This is a genomic window from Nostoc sp. UHCC 0870 (assembly GCF_022063185.1).
Lineage (GTDB): Bacteria > Cyanobacteriota > Cyanobacteriia > Cyanobacteriales > Nostocaceae > Trichormus.
The window spans coordinates 781,713-800,200 of sequence record NZ_CP091913.1 but is presented as its reverse complement, the minus strand read 5'-3'; the positions used below and the strand labels follow the sequence as shown (position 1 = coordinate 800,200).

Genomic DNA, 18,488 nt, shown 5'->3' with positions numbered 1-18,488 from the left:
ATTTTAAAATAAAAATAATTTACAGTATCTCTCATCAATTCTTGCAACCTCAGTCCAGAGTCTGTAGGGGCGGGTTCACAGATATACTCGAATCATTCATGAAGATTCCGCTCAAATAGCCCCTACTGTTTGTGAGAAATGCGGGTTAAAAAGTATTTAAATTTGAAAAGTTTCTGATTCTGAAGTTGCCAATTCTTCCTCTAACCGTTCAGCCAGCAATTCAATAGTAGGATAATGCCAAAGTAGCATAGGTGAAATGTTAAATCCCAATAATTTTTCTGCTTTTTTAACAAGCATGATTGCCTGTACAGAATCCAAACCATAGCTATCTAAAGGCTCTTTAAGATCTATTTCATCAGGTTGAATTGCCATCTGTGTAGCAATATTAGAGACTAGCCACCGTTGAATTTCTTCTGCTGTGTAATCGAGTTTATTAGTTGTATTACTAGGCATATGCTGACTCATTCATGTACCTCTAATTTATTGGCTAATAGCAGCAGTATTTAAATTAACCCTGAAGTTGTTAAATTTGCCAGTATAGTAATCAGGACTTACGCAAGTGTCACAATCGATTCTTGGTGCGTGACGCTATAAGTATCATGACTACGTTTAAATATTTTCGCAGCGTCACACACCCTACATAAAAAATATGCCGGTTGCGTAAGTCCTAGTAATATTGACACCAAGATGAATATCAGAGAAAAGTTTAATTATTGTTTTACTGGGTAATAATCTTTTTCTTGGATATCAAACAAGCAATGATTATACTGGGAATGAGAAACATTCAAAATGTAGCTGATAAAATTATTTACCAGAGCTTCCATTGTTTCTTCACTAATAGAAGGACGAGAACAGACAAAATTTAACAACATCTTTCCTTGAAAAGTTGATGTATGGAGAATGAAGACTCCTCCATATAAAGCATGAGTACCAGCAAAACTGATTTCTTCTAGCTCTAATTCTCCATAAACTTTGGGGATGTTTACTTTGCCAACATTGGAAACAGATACTGTAGCAGCTACTTTTTTAGGATAGATAAAGCAAAAGTCCATAAGGTATTTAGCAATCAATATCATTTTAAAGATATTACCTTGCTTGATACTAACGTCTAAATTTTGTTTTACTTCTCGTGCAACTTGCCAAAAAGATGTAGTTTTATTTATGCTATATAAACCCATGTTAGACGTAGCTAAAACAGCCATGTTTTCATCAGAAACAGCAGGTTTAATGTGTTTTCTTAAATCAAGGTATGTCAAGCAACTTAGGCGCAGATTTTTTTTATTCTCCTTAATTAATTTTTGTGCAACTGCAAACATCATGGCAGCACATAAAGCACTATTCACTGTTGTATTTTCTTGTCGACAACGATTAATAAACTGTTGGGTTAACTCTTCGTTAAGTTGCCTATGAACAATCTCACTATAACGCTTGGCGATGGGTAAATATTTTTCAAAGCCTAATGTATCCGGCCGATACCAAACTTTCTGAAAAGCCACATTCAATAAAAAAAGCAAGCTACTTATCTTCCCTTTTAAACCCTGCTTCGATTGGGGTATTAGTTTCTCTATGGGCGGGAGAGGGGTTAAGTTAATCAATGGCTGGATTGCTTCACCAGTGGAAAATTTTTGATAGTAAGTGAGAATTTCTGAGTGAAGTTGGATACATGATAACCCATCGGCGATCGCATGATGTGCAGTTGTTATTAAAAAATTGACTCGTGGATTACTTAAAACCTGAACTAGAACTGCTCTTATTAGATATTTGCTACTAGGTATTGCATGATTCATTTCTTCATTGAATACTTCTGTCCATTGTTCACAATTTAAAATTTTAACAACTCGCAAAGGTATTTTATGAGTTCCTTTAGTTTGGAATGCAAGCTTATTTTTTAAGCTCACTATGCGTGAGTTAAGCCTAGGGTGACGACATTGAATAATGTGTAGAGATGATCTCAGTATATCTTCTTCAAGACACCCCTTAATCCGACTAATAGTTACTACATTCCACGTTTTGGCACGAGCATTTAAAACTTCCATAGCTTGCTCAAGCTGCCCCAAATTTCTGTCGTAACTCATATTAATTTAGCTCCTACAGGCATCAGATTTAATTTTTGAGATACACACAGATTTTGTTCACCCTACCTTACTACATTAATGAAAATTTTTCACATATTATTTAGGCTTCCTAAAGAAAGTTAATCGTGATTGGGAGTTTACTGGTAAACCTAGACAAACTCTAAACTTTCATCTCTGATGGAAAGTATTGACTATAGTTATCTGGCATTTGTAGCCCTTGAAACTTTAGACTTTGAATGCGGTATAAAAAAGCAGCCCCTGTCATAATATGGTGAGCAACATCAACTACTTTTCGATTAATTGGTATTTCTAAATATGAGCCTCTTACCCAATCATTGAAGCTACCCATCGCTGGCCCACACCAGATTTGATAATCCATTTCTCGACCTGGTTCACCCGAATTAGACCAACGAGAGGATAGACCAAGATACCAGCGAAAAATCAAAGCCATCTTTAATTTAGGGTTATTGCTTGCTTGGGCAAGTTTCACAGGGTTACGTTGGGAAAGATAAGCTACTGTTTCTTGCCAAACTGCATCTAAACTCTTTTGGAAAACTTGTTTTTCTAACTTATCTCTTTCAGCTAATGGAATGTCTTCAATTGATTCATAGCTTTTGTATAAATCAAACAGTTTTTGGGCGCGTAAAGGGAAAAAAGTTCCTCTTTTGAGAACTTGTACTTTTACACCCATTTCAAACATATCTGCGGCGGGGGCCATCATCACATCAGCCATCTCAGCTTGAGCTAACAATTGCTTAGTGTGTTGAGAAGTACCAGCTTCAATACAAGATTGGTTAATAGAACCAGTTACAACATAACCAGCCCCCATCATAAAAGCCGCTAGTGCTGACTGTGGAGTTGCAATTCCTCCCCCTGCGCCAATTCTGACTGGCTGCTCATAACAATATTTGCTTTGAATGTTATCTCTCAATTCCAGGATGGAAGATAATAAACAAACGAGAGGACGATTATCTGTATGTCCACCAGAATCTGCTTCAACGGTGACATCATCAGCCACTGGGACTTTTGCTGCTAAATTGGCTTGTAATTCGCTAATTAGACCTTGCTGTACTAATTGCTTGAGAATTTTTGTAGGAGCAGGTTGTAAAAATTTAGTTGCTACTTCTCTCCGAGAAATTTTGGCAATAACTTTATTATTGATGGCGATTTGATTTGCTGAATTTAAACTTAGTCCAGCTGCTCGGTAATAAACAATGTTTTCAGTCAAATCTAAAAAAGCAGATGCTTCTATTGTTCTTACCTGATATTTAAGATACAAATCAACAACTCTGCGTTCAATAGCTGGTTCACTAGGACTGTGGAGTAAGTTAAAAGCGTAAGGCCCTTGGGGTAGAGCTTGTTGAATGCGGTTAATAGCAGTTTCAACACGAGCAGGAGCTAATCCACCAGCACCAAAAGAACTCAAAATGCCTTGCTTTCCAAGTGCAATCACTAGTTCTTCGGAAGCAATCCCATGAGCCATCGCACCAGCAGTATAGGCATATTTCACATTGTGGAAACTCAAAAAATTTGGATCACCTAGCTGTTGACTTGTCAGAGATGGAACGGCTATTAGTAATTCTATTTCTTCAGTTTTACCATGATTAGAGTGAATCCAAGTACCGTCATTAGTAACACCTATTTTTCCATCTATTCTTAGAACATAACATGGTTTATCTAAATTCAAAATCTTTAATTTTATCCCGCTCTCGTCAAAAGATAAAGTATCTAATGAACCTTGCCAAACTTGTTTTTGACTATCAAAACCTTTGAGTATTTTCAAGGAATTATGATAGTGCTTTGGTGAATTATTTGTGACAATCACTTATTTCAACCTCTCATTCAAATAATTTGTATGACAAAGCTAGCTGTTGCTGAATAATAGTGCTAATTTGGTTTAGAGATTCCTGTCGGTTCTGTAAAAAACTTGCATGAGCTTTAGTCATGCTATCAACGTTTTCTTTGAGTTTTTGATAGTAGAGACTACGTAAATTTGGTAAAGAGTTTTCATCAACAGATTTGTGTATATCTAAGCCATAATTAAGAGGATTTGGCTCATCTTCTCCTGCTGGAATGAATACTTCTTCATGTTTTAGATGATCATCGGCTTTAAAATCACGATAGGTTACGCCCGACTCTAGGCGATCGCGTTCTAATAAGCCAAGAGATTGATTACCATTTGTCTGATAACTTTGGGTTTGCATATCTTCATAAACCACGTTAAATTTTAAGTTCGTTTGCACAGATCCAATACTGTTATGATTTACAGCAAAATTAACTTGTTCAGCCTGCCTAGATATCAGTAATTCATCCTGCTGTTGAGGAGCAGTATTAATTAGCAAGGGGGAAAAATCATGTTCGATAATGGGCTGATTTTTGACCTTAAAGGATGTGTTGCTAGTTTTGTAATTATCTAAATTTAGAGGAGAATATAGCGGTGATAAATCCAGATTCACTCGATGACTTAAGAGCTTGGATAACGCCCTTAAAATAGAAGTATGAGAGTCCATACCTCTGCGATTAAGAGAAACTGCAAGATGTGATTTTTGTTTAAGAGTTTCACCAATCCATCTTGAACAGTTGCTACCAACACCTACTTCAATAAATATTTTGCTGCCATCATTGTAGACGCTGTTAATTAACTTGGGAAAGTCTAAATGTTGGCATAGAGTTTTAGCAATATTGTGACCAATAGACTGACTGTTAAGAGTAATGGGTGCGTATTCTGCGGCAGAATAAAAAATAGTATTGGGTACGTTTTGAACAGCTAAGGAGTTGATTTTAACGAGTTCATTGTACTCAGAGTGCATTGGCTGGCAATGAATCACATGGTTGATGGGGGTATGGTGAGCATGACAATTTAGGGCTTGAATCACTCTCTGACAAGCTTCTGTCTCACCTGCAATTACTGCCTCGTCTGGTGTATTAATCAAAGTCAAATAAACACGATTTTCCTGTTTAAGAGCTTCTTGAATGCGTGATACTGGACATAAAAGTACATAATTACTCCAAAATGTTTTGTCTTGGTAATCATCTGGCATTAAGGGCAAACCCCAATATTCACGCACTGCATTCTTAGGGCCAGATAGCCGAGTTTTAAACAGCGGAGATGTATTTAAGCCTTCACTACTTTGATTGAATTCATTCCAGATACCTTGAGCAAACATCATGCTATTTTCACCCAGGCTATAGCCAAAGACAGACTGGGGTTGCAGTTGGAAATAATTCCTCAAAATGCTCGTCATTAGTCCAGCAATACCGACTTCAGATTCGAGCATAGTTATGGGATCATCTATTAATTTCTGTTCCAGAACTTCTAGTTGCTTTTTAGAAAGTTTTTTCAAGCTTCTGGGATAGAGCAGTTTCTCTATATTCGCGACACGTTTATAAAGGCTCTTAATTACTAGATCATCATAGATATCAGGAAATAAGCGGAAGAGATTGCGAGCTAATCCTATATAAGAATTGAATGAACCAGGATAAACAAAACTTACTTGACCTTGTTTACCTAATGGTTGGGCTGTAAAGTAACTACCTAGAGGAGTTAGCCAGTCTTTACCTGTCTCGAAAGCAACAGTAACACCCTCCATTGCGCGTTGAATTTCTCGTGTTAATTCATCTTGATTCCGTCCGAGAATGGCTAGAGCATAAGTAGACTGCTGACGCTGTTGATAAGCTGTAAAAGTGAGGTTGGCGGCTGATGCTAAAGAAGAGCAATCTTCGATAGTTTGCTTGAGAGTATGGATTTGCTCTAATAAAGTTGCTTGATCATCAGCAGCGATCGCAAACATATAATAAGGCATTTGCTCTAAATATTTGCTGCTGTAAGTCGTTTGACTCATTTCCTCTGACAAAATTAAATGAGCATAACTCCCATCCATCTCCATGCCGTTAATAGCTGCTATCCTTCTGGTAGCTCCTGTTTCTAAAAACCAGGGTTTCGATTCAGTAGCCACATAAAATGGGCTATCCTGCCAAACTTCTGGCATTTTGGGACTAGTCCACTGAGGAACTGCGGGAATGTAACGGTGATACAAACAGAGTGCTGTTTTAACTAGACTAACTATTCCTGATGCGGCGTAGGTATGGCCGATATTGGCTTTAACACTACCTATTGCACAACTGAGACTGGCTTCACCTGTCCGATAGGCTTGGAGTAAACCCCGAATTTCTGACTCATCTTGTTGGGGAATACCACTACCTACAACTTCTAAATAGTTGATGTCTGTGGGTTGGATATTTGCTAAACAAAAAGCCTTTTGACAAGCTTGTGTTACAGCTTCAGCATCTGGGGTAGGAGGAAGTGAGTAAATTTTGAATTTTGCATCTTCTATCAGGCTGAGAGCATCAATTACTGCATAGATGCGATTGTTATCTTGTTTTGCTGTTTCGTGGAGTTTCAACACCACAGCCGCAGCACCTTCTCCTACCATCCAGCCATTGACGTTTTGATCGTAACTAAGAGTATTTACGCCTGTATTGACTTTTGCTGTTTCATTTTGGAGCGCAACACTAGAACTACCTTCTAGCAAATCGACTGCACCCACTAAAACAGCATCTACTTCTTTAATTGTGAGTAATTTTTGGGCAATTTCTAACGCTTTGAAAACAGAATTTTGTTCAGCAGTTAATGTGAATGTAGGTCCAGTAAAATTGCACAGTTTGGCAATATAGTCAGCAATTTTATTTTCTAGATAAATTGGGTATTCACTACCTTTAGTAGTTTCTAATTGCCCATTGCTTTGTAGATGAGGCAGAGCAAGTGCTTTGGAAGTAGTGATAATTACTGCGATTCTGCTCCCTTGAGACAAGCCTGCATCTTTAAGAGCATTATCAGCTACCTTGAGCATCAAAAGTTCATGAGGATGGAAATTGTCTACATCCTCTCGTGGTATTTGTAACCTGAGATTATGAATTTCAGACTCTTGAATATATGCACCTAATGTGGAAATTTTCTTTTCCCATCTTTGAGTCTGTACGGGAATAAAGTGTTGTTTTCCTTCATAAATACTGCGTTCAAAATTATCTAATCCTTGGCAATTACCACCAAAATAGCAATCCATACCTACAATTGCTATTTTGGTAATTTTATTTTGTGTAAACTCTTCCACCACTTAGCTCCTCAAAGTGTTATGTGTTTATTCAATTGCAAATTTATGTTTAAATTTTTTCTAAAGTTCTGGGTAAAATTGTTCCCTTAGCCGCAGTCATGCGGGTATATATTTGTCCTGAAAAGTTGTGTGCTATCACATCAGCAATTATGGCTGATTCTGTCTTCGATTTTATTTCCCAGGAAATATAAAACTTTTCATTAAATGCTATAGGTGCAAATTGTTCAAAAGTTTTTATTTCTGAAGGTAAACAACCGACTTGATGAAAATGCTGTGTCCAAATCCAAAATGGGTGGATCTGAACATCAATAATATAAGGGTTGAAGTTTTGTACTGGAAATTGACCTTGTTGTCTTGTTTCTAAATCTGGTAATACGCATTCTAGCGTTAACTTTTCTGGGCTGATATTTAAAACTTCTTTTACACCCTGAAAAGCACATCCATGAAACAAGCTGGCTCTGCCATTTTGATAAAATGACTGGCTACCCTTGGTTACTTTCTGCTCATGATCAAATAACTGATACGTAGGAGCAAGTGGAGTTTGCTTTTTCAGTTGAATATGAATACTAAAATGATAGCGAATTTTTCCAGATTGTTTACTCCAGATTTGAGCATCAAATTCGATTTCATTTTGTTCAGTTTTAGCAACTTCTGTCAAGTCTAAAGTATATTCATTGGACTGATTACCATCAAAAACAATGCCCTTTAATACTTTAAACTGGGAGCAACTAAAGAATTTATAACCAGGATATAGTTGTTCACAGGTATTAGCAATCCAGGCAATAGAACAGGTGGCTGGTAAAACTGGATTACCGGCAATTACATGGTCTTGTAAAAAAGGATTTGCTGCTAATTTTAACTGTCTCTGAATACGATAGGTTTTCAACTGAGGATCTAAGGCTTCTGGTGTATAAGTGAGGGGGCTACCAATTACTACTTGTACGGTGTTGTGGTTTGTGGGTGCGAGTTCATCAACTAGCATTTGTGTGCCAATGTCAATGGGAATTGTCTGAATATTGCGTTCAGCAAAGGCTTTCTTTAACTCTGGTGATACCATCCCACTGTCCCAAGGCCCCCAATTAATGGCGACAACATGACAATTGGGATGGTTGAGTTTAACAAGATGGGCTGATTTATTGAGAATTTCATTAGCGATCGCATAATCAGCCTGTCCTACATTGCCATAAAACCCAACCACGGAGGAAAATAAGACTAAATGACGTAGTTGGTTAGGTGGTACGCACCGCAGTAAATTGGCTAAACCTTTGACTTTAGCAGCATAAACAGTCTCAAAATCCTGAACTGTTTTTTTCTCAATCCGCTTATCTGCGAGATTTCCAGCCCCATGAATAATACCTGTAACTGCTCCTAGACGTTCAACTGCACCAGTTAGCTGTTCTGATAAGGCGATCGCATCAGTGACATCCACACTCAAATACTCGGCTTCTCCACCTGTCTCCTCAATCGCCTTGAGAGTGGTGGTAATTGCTCGCTGAGATGAAATCGCCTGGAACTTTTTCTGCACCATCGCCGGTGTTGGCTTTTCTCCTTGGGCGAGAAAATACTCCATAATCCGCTTTTTCAATTCTCCCTCATTCCCGCAACCCTCAGCCCATACCGGTTCAGGTTCGGGGGTAGAGCGACCGAGAAGAATAAATTTGCATTGATAACGCTGTGCTAGATTGATGACGCACTCAGCAGTTATCCCTTTTGCACCACCACTGACAAGAAAAACGGAAGTATTATCAATCATTGTTCACTCGCTGTCAACGTAAATATTTTTTGTTGAGAGAAGGGAGACAAGGAAATTAACAATTCAAAATTCAAAATTCAAAATTCAAAATTAAAGACAGTTGGAGTTAGGGATTTAAACCCCAACTCAACTGATACTACGTGTAGACCTAGGGGTCTTAAACCCTTGAATTTACGATAAGGAAGAATTTTACGCAGTCCCCAATCCCTAGGAGTTATTTAATTAATTTTGACTTTTGACTTTTGACTTTTGACTTGATTTCTCCCCAATCCCTCAAGAAACCAAAGTCACTCTTCCCTGTGCGGTATATCCTACTTCCACAATCAATCTATTGGGGTCGTAAAGTTCTGCAAGGATATACTCTACTGATGTTTGCTCATTTAAATCAGGACTGAGGTCTATAGCTCGACAAAATACCGATTCCCATTCCTGGTTCAAAGTTTTAGTTAGTCCGAACAAACCGCCGCTAATTGCACCAAAGTTAGTGTTTTGTTTGAATCCAAACTCCCCATCTAGGCGAGCAACAGTGAGAAAACAACTGCGCCCTAAAAGTGCGGCTTGGTTTAATGGCTGTTTGAGATGTTTGGCGATGAGGAAGACATGGCGGAGGAGGGCTTTTTCTGATTCCAGATAATGGACACCGCTTATTTGGGGGTGGCTGGTGGGATTCAAGTGGATAAATGCAGCAATCTGACCATAATTAGTAGCGATCGCAGCTAATTGTTTTTGCAGATGCTCTTCACTCCAATCTGTCAGCACTACCCGATTGATTCCTTCAGGTAAAGGAGATTGTTTCTCCATCACGGTTTGAGGAAAAGTTAAGACAACGGTTTTCCACCCACGCTGACAAAGAGCCTCAGCTAGTTTTGCTGTTGTTAATGAGCCATCATCAGTCAACAAAGCGATATGTTGATCAGGTAAGGCGCACTCTAAAACATCCGGTTCAGGAAGAAACTTAAGTTTAACGGGATTGCGAAAAATTAAAGCTGGGGAATTAGGGGTGGGGGATGGGATTAACTCTTCCCCCGTCTCCTTCATTTCAGCAGGCTGAGGTGGCGAAGATGTATTCTGTTGTGTCTCTATCAACAGCATTTTTTTTTTCCGCCCCTGCAACCTGTTGCTCTATATATGCAACAATTTCTCCTAGAGTCCGCAGTTGTCCTAGTTCTTCTGGATTCGGTTTGGGTAGTTCGGGATATAGTTCTAGTAATGCTCCTAGGATTTCTACCCGTTTGATAGAATCAATCCCCAAATCAGCCTCGATATCCATCGACATATCTAACATTTCGGTTGGATAGCCGGTCTTATCGCTCACTATGTTGAGTAGAGTTGGACTAAGGTTAGTTAAATCAATGGAGGATAGGGACGATGGCGAAGCTAGAGAAGATGGGGAAGATATAACGTCAATTTCCGACGGAATGGAAGAAGAATCAGATGTTACTTCCACATCTTTGACTGTTTCTACATCTCCTGCAATCCCTGGTGCTAAAGCCCCCATATACTCGACTATTTGACCGAGAGTGCGTAACTGTCCTAGTTCTTCGGGATTTGGTTTAGGTAAATCAGGGTAGAGTTCGAGTAATCCTCCGAGAATTTCCACACGTTTGATTGAATCAATCCCCAAATCTGCTTCGATATCCATCGATAGCTCTAACATCTCAATTGGGTAGCCAGTTTTATCACTGACAACGTTGAGCAGAGTTTGACTCAGAATAGCTTCATCAATGACTATTGGTGATGGAGATGCTACCGTCGTGATTGCAGGATGATTTTCTATAGGTGTGATAATTTCTAGAACTGGTTGTGCTTGATGATTTGCACCGTTACTTGTGCCATGACCATTACCGTTACCGTTACCATGACCATGACCATGACCATTAGATAGTAGCTCAGAGTGAGTGACAACACCGTTACTGGCTACAGAAACAGCCCCGTTTGTTACCAAAACCGGATGATGTTCAACAATACTGTGGTTAGCAAGATTTTCTGGCTCATCTAGCAGTGATACGAGACTATTTTGCTGGATTAACTGGAAAAATTGGTTGGTGTATCCCTGCTGATAATTCAGATATTGTTCATGGATGCGGAGACTTTCAGCTTGATGATCGTGAAACCGCATCATGCTACGTTCGGAACTGGAGATTGCTAGTTGCTGTGTTTGTGCTTGTTCCTCAGTGAATTTAGCATTTCCCCACAATGCTTGCTGTTGCTGCATTAGTTGGAAGAAAGTTTTGGTATATTCTGTTTGATGTTTTAAAGATTGTTCATGAACCTGTAAAACACTACGTTGATGACGATTAAATTCTATGAGTGTGTATTCTAAGCTATCGATAATTTTTTGATAACTCATAGATACTTCCGAAGTTGATTCCAGAGGTTGAATCAGCAATTTGTCTGGTTGTAGTCCATTTTGAGAAGATGACATCTTCACTCCATTATTGACTGATAACCCATTTTGTGTATTAGAGTTATGCGTCAGGAAATCGTTACTGTTTTCTTGAGAATGTGAAGACTGGGTTAATTTGACTGGGTGATATTCTGTTAGTTTTTTCTCTTGATTACCGTTGCTTAGAGGCGATGTGACTTTCACCGGCATTTGTAGAGATTTTTCAAAGGCTTGTTTTGTTTTTTCCGAAACATAGTTAGTGCTATTTAAGCGGAAATTCAAGACTTTGTTAGTCGTAACTTCTGGGATTTGGGTTTCTAGTTGGTAAGAGTCGATATTTTGTAAAGCTAACCCAGCCACGCGCAACTGGACAACAGCCTCTCGCAAAGTGCGATCGCTATTTTTGGCAGGATTACTATTTAAGGCTACAGCTATATGGGGGCGATCGCTCAGAATCTCTTTCACTAAGTTAGTAAGAACTTTACGCGGACCAAATTCAATAAAGCAATCACCGCCTTCAGCATAAATGTTCTCAATCTCCTGCTTAAATAAGACCTGATTCATCAGGTGTTCTTTAAGGATATTTTGAATCTCTTGTGGCTGGCTGGGATAAGGTTTGGCTGTGAGATTACTATAAACTGGGATTTGGGGCTGGTTAAAAGTAACTGTCTCAATTGCTTTGGCAAAGGGTTTCTGGGCATGGGCTACTAACTGGGTGTGAAAAGCTGCGGAAACCCCAAGCAAGATGGTAGAGAAGCCTTGCGTTTTCAGAGTCCCTTCTATTTTGGCAATTTCAGCTTTTGTCCCCGCTAATACGACCTGCTGATGAGAATTGAAGTTGGCAATACTGACTTGCGGGAAATTTTTAATCCGTTCTTTAATCTGATCCACATCCCCTTTCACCGCTAACATACTACCGGCTTCAAATTGGGGATCTTTGGGTGCAGCCATCGCTTGACCCCTAGACTTGACTAAGAAACAGTAATCTGATTCGCTCAAAACCCCAGCCGCCCACAGTGCTGTCAATTCCCCAAAGCTATGTCCAGCAACAAAATCAGGCTTCAACCCTGCTTGTTGTAATATCTTGTACAAACCTGCACTAAAAGCCCCAATCGCTGGCTGTGCATATTCCGTTAGCTGTAATCTTTCCAACTGGGCAGCTTTTTCAGCCGAATCAAATACCGGCGCAGGGAAAACGACTTGGGAAATAGGTTGTAGACCATCTTCAGATAAGAGGCTATCCATCTGAGCATAGGTCTGGTGTAGACAAGGGAAGTTAATCGCCAATTCCCGACCCATTTCTAAGTATTGTGAACCTTGTCCAGAAAATAGCGCAACTACTTTCCCTAGAGACACCCCAGTTTTGCGGTAGTAAATTCCTTGGGGATGCTCCCAGGATTCTTCTTGGGGTTTGTTTGTCAGTAATTCAATGGCTATTTGTAAAAATTCCCTAACCTGTGTGAGAGAATCAGCAACAAACCCCACTCTGGCGTTGGCTACTGGAATTTCTCCAGATTGAGATGCTGTAACCAGTTCTCGATAATGCCTTTCTCCAGCATCAGATTGCAATTGATTGCGGATATCGTGACAGCGTGACAACAAATGCTCAGGTGTAGATGCAAATAGAAGTATGGACTGAGCCGTTTGATGTAAACGATGGGGTTGCTGATGTTCCTGTTTGTATTCTTCTAAAACAACATGATAATTTGTCCCCCCAAAGCCAAAGGAACTGACTCCGGCTCTTCTTGGTTGATTATCAGTCTTAATCCAAGGTCTAGTTTCTGTATTTAAATAAAATGCAGAATTATCAATATCAAGTTTAGGATGGGGTTTGGTGACGTTAATTGTGGGTGGCAATACTTTATGGTGTAGAGCCAATATTGTTTTAATCAGACTCGCCGCACCCGCAGCCGCTTTTGTATGCCCAATCTGGGATTTGACGCTACCTAGGGCAATGTATTGTTTTTTGGGATTATTTTCACCAAAAAATTCTTTAATTGAGGCGAATTCTGTGGGATCGCCTACCATTGTACCTGTACCGTGTGCTTCCATCAAACCTACACTAGCAGGTGAAAATCCTGCATCTTCATAAGCACGACGTAAGGCTTTGATTTGACCTTCTGAACGGGGTGCGTAGATGCTTTTATAGCGACCATCACTAGAAGTACCAATACCTTTGATAACTGCATAGATGCGGTCATTGTCTCGCTGGGCATCTTCTAAACGCTTCAGCACTAACATTCCCACACCTTCACCCAGCATCATCCCATCAGATTCAGCATCGAAAGGTTTAACTTTCTCTCCAGGGGAAACAGCCGGAGTTTTGCTAAAACACATATACGCCAGAATCGAGTTATCAGTGTCCACGCCGCCAGTAATCATCATGTCGGCTCGGCCTTCAACTAGCTCACTAATGGCTATTTTCAGCGCACTTAAAGAACTAGCACAGGCGGCATCAACTACACAGTTCATTCCCCCCAAATCGAGGCGGTTGGCAATTCGTCCCGCCACCACATTGGCTAGCATTCCCGGAAAGGCGTTCTCGTCCCACTGCACATATGCAGCTTTGATTTTCTCGATGATGGTTTGGGTGTCTTCATCGGATAAGCCACTACTTTTAAGAGCCTTTTCCCAGACTGGGTACTGCAATCTTGTACCCAGGGGAACTGCCAATTGTCTACCTATGGCTACACCTAATACTACCCCAGTGCGATCGCGCAGCTGATCATAAATATCGCGATGAAACTGGCGTGATTCACCATAGCCAGCATCTTCCATTGCCGCTTTCGCCACCACCAAAGCTAACAACTGAGAAACATCTGTGACTTCTAGGGTATTAGGTGGTAATCCAAATTCCATTGGATTAAAATCAATGTCTGGAATAAATCCACCACGTTTACAGTAAGTTTTGTCAGGTGTTCTAGGGTTGGGATCATAGTAATCCTCGATGCTCCAACGTGAAGGAGGAACATCAGTAATACAATCTACTTTATGAATTATCTTTTCCCAATATTCCTGCAAATTTTTCGATTCGGGGAAGATAGAAGCCATCCCAATAATCGCAATATTGGTTTGTGGACGTGGGAACGCCACATCGTTCTGTGGACGTTGCATATTTGTATTGTTAGTTAGAGGGGTTTTGTTAACCATAGTTTTTTTCACTTGTATCAGCTTGAGCAAAGCCTTTTCACAATTGCTCACTTCATCTTGCAACTGTGTCAAGCCAGCTTCGATTCTAGAAGCGGACATCATTTAATCTTCAGTGTTCGTAAAAAATTAGATTGATTGAGAACTAAATTTCCTCTATTCATGAGGTAACTAAGTATTAGGCGGAAGGAAAATACTGCTTTTGCCAAACAACTTTAGTGCTGCTATATGAGTTGATAAAAGGCTGAAACATGAGTAGTCATTACAGCCAATATATCCTGCTCTCTGTGATTCTATACACTTGACAATTGCGCTTATTTTAAATTGATTATTCTAGGATGGCAATTGATGTGCAACTTGTGTGCAACCGATTAAATTTTACTAGCAACAATAATGTTTAGGTGATTTTGTCTAGTACGGTTTGGCGTAAATAAGCAGAGCATTTCAAACAAGCAGAAGCCTTGATATATGAAACTTTTAATCATAGTTGTCTTTGTCCTTCGTAATTATTGCCTGAGACTCATTAATTTCTAATAACTGCTGCTCAAGTTCACTCACACTAATTCCCAGTTCGGCAGCTTTTTTGGCTTTCCACTTTTCCAATTCCAAATCATGTTGATTAAGCCATATATGCAAGGCCAGGCGAGCCATCTCAGCTTTGCGAACTGTTTGCCGTGCTGCATGGAACATTAGCCTTTGATGATCAAAGCTGGTTAATGAAAGCATAAATCGCTTTAGTTTCATTCTCTCTAAGTTCATAGGGCATTGTTGCCCAATAGTAAAAGTATTATTTATTAATAACTTAATTTAGAAAAATATTCTCCAAAAAGTGCATATAAATTGCATATGTAATTCCAGCTATATTCTCATTGATCAGAATTATTCTCAAAAAGAAATATGGGATTAGGTGGAATTTCAGGGGGATTTTGTATTAATTGTTTTATTAAATGAATATTTGCCTCTTATGTTACCAAAATCTTATGTGTTGAAAAAATACTTTTGTTAAAAATAATTATTATCATATTTTATGCTGATCTACCAGTTCAGTTGAGTTTCACGTATCATTTACGACGAAAAAATATGTTTAATCTATTTCAGACTATTCAATTTCGTCTATATAAAGATTAATATTTTAAGAATCTATTTTAACTATGGTATTTTTCATCTATCTAAAGATGGAATATTGATCGAATATAATAAATATGCCTAAATATAAAAGTCGAAAGATATAGACCAAACCAATTATTAGTTTAAAATTATACAAAATAAAATTCTCTGGCTAAGGTATTTTATTTAGTCACTTTAATTAACCACCTTCTAGGCACTATGATTAAAGACATGAACTAATTAGTATCAACCCTGTTGCATATCAGTTGTAATTGAATATCAATCAGTTTATTGTTGATGCCAAAGAAGCATTCATTGTTTTAGAAAGTATAAAACCAAGAAAAATAATGCTTCAATTCACTCTTGAGCAAAGGCTTAATCCTGATGAATTGCTATACGCAAATTAACGCGAAAGTGATGATTTTTAAATTAAAAGCCTGATTATGGTAAACAAACAAAAACAATCAAGTCTCAAACCGCTAGGTGGGTGGACAATAGTTTTGATGCTTGTAATGGCAATAGTTCCGGGGTTAATTTCTCTCTATACTATTTCACGCTCTCAGTTGAAATCTCGATTGCAAGTTTCAGATGAGCCAAAAACTTATCCTACAATCTCTGCGATTGCGGCTTTAGGAAGATTAGAGCCTCAAGGAGAAGTTATTCGGCTGTCAGCCGCAGACTCCCAAGGAGGTGCGCGAGTAGCACAAGTTCTAGTCAAAAAAGGAGCATGGGTACGTCAGGGACAAGTAGTTGCCATTCTTGACAGTTATAATACCCGTCTAGCAGCCTTAGAAACAGCCCAAAAGCAAGTCTCGGTAGCTCAAGCTAGTCTCAATCAAGTAAAAGCAGGTGCAAAAGCTGGAGACATCTCTGCACAAGAAGCAACTATAGCTCGCTTAGAAGCAGAGTTGCGGGGAGAAGTATCTGCACAGGAAGCAACTATAGCTCGCCTACAAGCAGAATTGCGTAATGCTAAAAGTGAAAATCAACGGTATCAGCAGTTATATAAAGAAGGTGCAATATCAGCATCAGACTCTGATACTAGACGTTTACGAGTCGATACAGTGCAACAACAGCTCAATGAGGCGATCGCTTCTCTGAATCGAACTATAGAAACTCTGCAAAAGCAATTACACGAGGCTTACGCCAGGCTGAATAGTATTGCTGAAATCCGTCCTACTGATGTGCAAGCAGCACAAACTGATATTGACACTGCAATAGCCTCAGTTAAGCAAGCTCAAGCAAATCTAGATTTAAGCGTTGTTCGCTCTCCTATCAATGGCCAAGTCTTAAAAGTTCATACAAGAGCAGGAGAAATTATTGGCAATTTAGGAATAGCTGACTTAGGTCACACACAGCAAATGTATGTGGTAGCAGAAGTCTATGAAACTGATATTCAAAAGGTGCAGCTAGGCCAGTCTGCTATGATTACTAGCAATGCTTTTGCAGGAGAATTAAGGGGAACAGTTACAGAAATTGGTTTGCAAGTTGGGCAACAAAATATTTTCAATAACAATCCTGGAGCAGATAGGGATAATAAAGTTATTGATGTGAGAATTCGGATTGATAGTACAGCAGACAATCAGAAAGTTTCTACTCTTACTGACTTACAAGTTGAGGTACTTATTCAGATTTAGAACTATCCTAACTATAAAAAGTTGCGTTCTCTTTAAAGTATTCTACCAAGCATTCTTATTTTGACTAATTGAGGCTTTAAACATGATTCTCAATATCCCTCTAGCTTGGTTACAACTAGCAAAACAAAAAGTTAGATTTCTTGTGGCATTAGCTGGAATTGCTTTTGTGGTAGTTCTAATGTTTATGCAGATTGGATTTCAAGAGGCTCTCTATGAAAGTGCTACACAGGTACATAATAACCTCCAAGCCGATTTAGTTTTGATTAGCGCACAATATAAATCATTGACATCCAATCAAAGCTTTCCGCGCTGGCGTTTATATCAGGCATTAAGTGTTGATCATGTAGAATCTGTCAGCCCCTTATATTTACAATTTGCTAAGTTAAAAAATCCCATTAATGGACTGAAATTCCCTATATATGTTATTGGATTTAATCCCGTAAAATCTATTTTCCAATTACCAGAGATTCAAGATAGCTTAAGATTACTACAACTTCCTAACGTAGTTTTTTTTGACAAAGCCTCTCGACCTGAGTTTGGTCCTATTTCTCAGGAATTTTTACAGGGAAATAACATTAGAGTTGAGATATTTAACTATAATACACTACTTGGATATAAAGTAAAAATCGGTGGATTATTTAGCCTAGGTCCTTCCTTTGGAGTTGATGGCAATTTAATTGTTAGTTCTTCAACTTTTCTGCGTATATTCCAAGATCGTTCGGCACAAAATATAGATATAGGCTTAATTAATATCCAACCTGGTACTAATCCCCAAAAGATTGCACGACAGTTATCAGCTAGATTACCCAAAGATGTAAAAGTTATTACCCGTAAAGAATTTGTTGCTTTAGAAAAAAGCTATTGGACTCTGAGAACACCTATTGGGTTTGTGTTTAATCTCATGGTAGGTATGTCGTTTATTGTGGGCATAATTGTTGTTTATCAAATACTTTATAGTAATATTTCTAATCATTTGCCTGAGTATGCAACACTAAAAGCAATGGGGTTTAAAAATAAGTATTTATTGAATGTAGTTTTTCAACAAGCTATAATTTTAGCAAGTCTAGGTTATATTCCGGGGATTTTGATATCTATAATTTTGTATGATATCGCCAAAGATGCGACAAAATTACCTGTCATAATGAGCTTGGATAAGGCGATTGTAATATTTATTTTTGCAGTTGTCATGTGTTTGATTTCTGGATTTCTATCTACCAATAAATTGCGTAATGTCGATCCAGCAGATATTTTTTGATTCAGAATATATCAAAT

Annotated in this window: 7 protein-coding genes and 1 pseudogene; 2 read left to right on the top strand and 6 right to left on the bottom strand. The window is 38.7% G+C overall.

Going from position 1 to position 18,488, the window contains the following annotated elements; translation table 11 throughout:
• Positions 1-156 precede the first annotated feature (156 nt).
• The 6 genes and pseudogenes from L6494_RS03405 to L6494_RS03370 form a co-directional block, all read right to left on the bottom strand.
• Positions 157-465 (bottom strand): acyl carrier protein, encoded by a 309-nt coding sequence (locus L6494_RS03405; protein WP_237991452.1) that lies wholly within the window; start codon positions 463-465, stop codon positions 157-159.
• Between the two features lie 245 nt (positions 466-710).
• A complete protein-coding gene (locus tag L6494_RS03400; protein ID WP_237991451.1) occupies positions 711-2,075 on the bottom strand; it encodes a phthiocerol/phthiodiolone dimycocerosyl transferase family protein in 1,365 nt (454 codons plus the stop codon).
• Between the two features lie 160 nt (positions 2,076-2,235).
• Positions 2,236-3,858, bottom strand: coding sequence for a PfaD family polyunsaturated fatty acid/polyketide biosynthesis protein (locus L6494_RS03395; protein ID WP_237995783.1), 1,623 nt, complete (start codon positions 3,856-3,858; stop codon positions 2,236-2,238).
• Between the two features lie 55 nt (positions 3,859-3,913).
• On the bottom strand, positions 3,914-7,186 hold the full coding sequence (locus tag L6494_RS03390) for a PfaB family protein (protein ID WP_237991450.1): 3,273 nt from the start codon (positions 7,184-7,186) through the stop codon (positions 3,914-3,916).
• A gap of 67 nt (positions 7,187-7,253) precedes the next feature.
• Positions 7,254-14,574, bottom strand: a pseudogene (locus L6494_RS03375) (SDR family NAD(P)-dependent oxidoreductase); the annotation flags it as partial.
• Between the two features lie 375 nt (positions 14,575-14,949).
• The gene (locus L6494_RS03370; protein WP_237995779.1) at positions 14,950-15,198 is read right to left on the bottom strand and encodes a hypothetical protein; all 249 of its coding nucleotides are present in this window, start codon (positions 15,196-15,198) and stop codon (positions 14,950-14,952) included.
• An 824-nt stretch (positions 15,199-16,022) separates the two neighbouring features.
• Between L6494_RS03370 and L6494_RS03365 the strand changes: the two genes are divergently transcribed.
• Both L6494_RS03365 and devC read left to right on the top strand, forming a co-directional pair.
• Entirely contained in the window at positions 16,023-17,216 is a 1,194-nt protein-coding gene (locus tag L6494_RS03365; RefSeq protein ID WP_237991448.1) for an ABC exporter membrane fusion protein, read from the top strand.
• A gap of 82 nt (positions 17,217-17,298) precedes the next feature.
• On the top strand, positions 17,299-18,471 hold the full coding sequence (devC, locus tag L6494_RS03360; protein WP_237991447.1) for an ABC transporter permease DevC: 1,173 nt from the start codon (positions 17,299-17,301) through the stop codon (positions 18,469-18,471).
• The last annotated feature ends 17 nt before the right edge of the window (positions 18,472-18,488 follow it).